The sequence below is a fragment of the Persicitalea sp. genome, assembly GCF_041751555.1.
Lineage (GTDB): Bacteria > Bacteroidota > Bacteroidia > Cytophagales > Spirosomataceae > Persicitalea.
This window is the reverse complement of record NZ_JBGSXF010000240.1, coordinates 1-3,165: the sequence shown is the minus strand read 5'-3', so window position 1 is coordinate 3,165 and position 3,165 is coordinate 1. Positions and strand designations below refer to the sequence as shown.

The 3,165-nt window shown below is 51.5% G+C and carries 2 protein-coding genes; both read left to right on the top strand.

Going from position 1 to position 3,165, the window contains the following annotated elements; genetic code table 11:
* Positions 1 to 87: 87 nt before the first annotated feature.
* Complete coding sequence (locus ACEW8P_RS08570) at positions 88 to 1,158, top strand: endo-1,4-beta-xylanase (RefSeq protein ID WP_373512670.1); 1,071 nt, start codon at positions 88 to 90, stop codon at positions 1,156 to 1,158.
* A gap of 33 nt (positions 1,159 to 1,191) precedes the next feature.
* Entirely contained in the window at positions 1,192 to 3,114 is a 1,923-nt protein-coding gene (locus ACEW8P_RS08565) for a sialate O-acetylesterase (protein WP_373512669.1), read from the top strand.
* Positions 3,115 to 3,165: the final 51 nt, after the last annotated feature.

The window sequence follows — 3,165 nt, the reverse complement described above, 5'->3', positions numbered from 1 at the left end:
GTCTGGCGCCACGACCTGATGGAGTTTTCGCAGCTACTCTTTAAGTAGCAGGTACCTTCTTAGTTAAAACCACTCAAAATTTGAATCATGAAAAAGATATTCCGACTGACGCTTTTCGTAGGAACCCTGCTTTTCTCCTGCATAGAACCCCAAGCGCAACCTACCCTGAAAGAAGCTTATAAAGATTACTTTCCAGTAGGTGTGGCCGTGGCACCCCGCAATCTGACGGGGCCGGAGGCCGAGCTGATCATTCAGCAATTCAGCAGCGTCACGCCCGAAAACGCCATGAAAATGGGGCCGATTCATCCAGAAGAAAATCGCTACAATTGGCAGGATGCCGACGCGATCGTCGATTTTGCCCAAAAGAACGGCCTGAAAGTACGGGGGCATACGCTCTGCTGGCACAGCCAGACGCCCCGCTGGTTTTTTACGGATTCTACGGGCAATCAGGTCAGCCGGGAAGTATTGCTAGGCCGACTCAAACAACACATAACCGACGTAATGAGCCGATACAAGGGCAAAATTTACGCCTGGGACGTGGTCAACGAAGCGGTACCTGATGGGGGAGAGAGCGTCTACCGTCCCTCCAAATTCTACGAGATCATCGGGGAGGACTACATCGAGAAAGCCTTTGAATACGCCCACGCCGTCGATCCGGAGGCTAAGGTGTTTTACAATGACTACAACACGGAGAACAAAGTCAAACGGGATAAGATATTTCAGCTCGTCAAAAAACTGAAAGACAAGAAGGTACCCATTCACGGGGTAGGTCTGCAAGGCCATTGGTCTATTTACGAACCTACCACCCAGGAATTGGAAGCGTCGATCGAACGGTTTGCCAGCCTCGGACTTGACGTGCAGGTTACAGAACTGGACCTGTCGGTCTACCCGAAAGAGCACGAGCGCCGGGCCAAGAAAGCAACGGATGACGGCATCCTGACCGAGGACATGGTAAAAAAGCAATCCGCTCAGTATAAGGTGCTTTTCGATACCTTCCGAAAACATAAAGGTACCTTGACGGGCGTGACATTCTGGAATGTATCGGATAGATCAAGCTGGCTGGACAGCTTCCCCGTTCCGGGCCGCAAGGATTATCCTTTGTTGTTTGACCAAAACTTTCAGCCCAAGGAGGCCTTTTGGCAGGTTGTGAAATTTTGATTTCTTTCCTGACCAAGCATGAATCTTAACCCAATGAAAAAAGTATCCCTATTTTTTCTGTTGTGTTTGTTGAGCCTGGCGGTTCAGGCCCAGCTTCGCTTACCCAAACTCATTAGCGACGGTATGGTATTACAACGCGACGCGAAATTGAATATCTGGGGCTGGGCTACACCGGGCGAAAAAATTACGGTACGGTTCCAAAATAAGCGCTATAAAACCGTAACGGATGCTCAGGGAAAATGGCAGGTTGGGTTGCCTCGCCTACCCTCTGGTGGTCCGTATACGATGGAGGTCGAGGGGAGTACGAAACTAACAGTGAAGGACATTCTCCTGGGAGACGTATGGTTTTGCAGCGGCCAAAGCAATATGGCCCATCAGATGAATATCCACGATGTGACCTACGCCCAAGAAATAGCCGAAGCCAATAACCCGCAGATTCGGCAATTCCTGGTGCCTAATCAGACGAATCTCCAAAGCCCGCAAACCGAGCTACCTCGGGGAGAATGGAAAGCTGCCGTGGGTGAAGATGTGCGGCCTTTTTCGGCGGTAGCGTATTTTTTTGCCAAGAAAATTCACGAAAAATATCAGGTCCCCGTCGGCATCATTAACGCCAGCGTGGGCGGCACACCCATCGAAGCCTGGACCAGCGAAGAGGGCCTGAAAGACTTCCCTGATCTGCAAGTCGCCGTGAAGAAGAATAAAGACACGACCCACATTGACAATCTTAAAAGGCAATCTGCCTCGACGGACAGGCCCGCGCCTCTCGCCGATTTGGGTATGGTGGCTACCCCAAAATGGTACGAGGCTTCCTATACGCCCAAAGGCTGGCGACCGATCAACATTCCCGGCTTCTGGGAAGATCAGGGGATCAGGGATCTAAATGGAGTGGTGTGGTACCGCCGGGAAATCGACATTCCGGCTTCCATGACGGGCAAGCCCGCCAAAGTTTTTCTGGGAAGGATTGTCGATGCGGATGAGCTGTATATCAATGGAGTACTGGTCGGAAAAACGACCTATCAGTATCCACAACGTCGCTACAAGCTGCCGCCGGATGTTTTGAAACCGGGTAAGAACACCTTTGTCATCCGGGTCACTAATTCGGCGGGCAAGGGCGGCTTTGTCCCCAACAAACCCTACTTCCTTTTTGCGGACGCCGATACGGTGGACTTAAAAGGAACCTGGCAGTACAAAGTAGGCGTCGCCTATCGGCCGATAAAAGGGGATACCGGTGCTAGTTTTAGCGCTCAGAATCAGCCAACTGCCTTGTACAACGCCATGGTGGCCCCGTTAACCGACTACACTATCAAGGGATTCTGCTGGTATCAGGGCGAAACCAATGCCGATAGACCCCGGGAATATGCCGACCTGCAAACCGCGTTGATTGAAGATTGGCGCAAGCAGTGGAATCTGGGTTCACTCCCATTCCTGTATGTTCAGTTGCCCGGCTTCATGGACTACAACTACCTGCCTTCCGAAAGCAACTGGGCCGTGCTGCGGGAATCGCAATCCAAAGCTTTATCGGCACCCAACACCGCGATGGCGGTAGCCATCGACCTGGGCGAATGGAACGATATTCACCCCGACAACAAGAAGGCCGTGGGCGATCGGCTGGCTTTGGCTGCATTGAAAACTGCTTACGGCGAAAACGTGGTATATTCGGGACCCTTGTTTCAATCAGCGGCTGTGGAGGGAAATAAAATTGTGGTGAGCTTTACCAATACGGGTAGCGGACTAGTAGCCATCGACAGCGAACCTTTGGGTGAGTTTGCGATCGCGGGCAGCGATAAAAACTTTGTCTGGGCCAAGGCAGCCATAGAAAACGGAAAAGTAATCGTGCAGAGCGACGAAGTATCTAACCCGCTGTACGTCCGCTACGCCTGGGCCGATAATCCGGTGAACCCGAATCTTTATAATAAAGAGGGGCTACCGGCCTCCCCCTTCCGAACCGATCGTTAATTGCATTCCTAACCCACTAAAATAAACAAGTTCATGCAGAAACTCCTGATG

What these genes read in the sequence shown, in the direction of transcription:
- ACEW8P_RS08565 (WP_373512669.1), top strand. Translation starts at nt 1,192, where the DNA reads ATGAAAAAAGTATCCCTATTTTTTCTGTTGTGTTTGTTGAGCCTGGCG.
- ACEW8P_RS08570 (WP_373512670.1), top strand. Translation starts at nt 88, where the DNA reads ATGAAAAAGATATTCCGACTGACGCTTTTCGTAGGAACCCTGCTTTTC.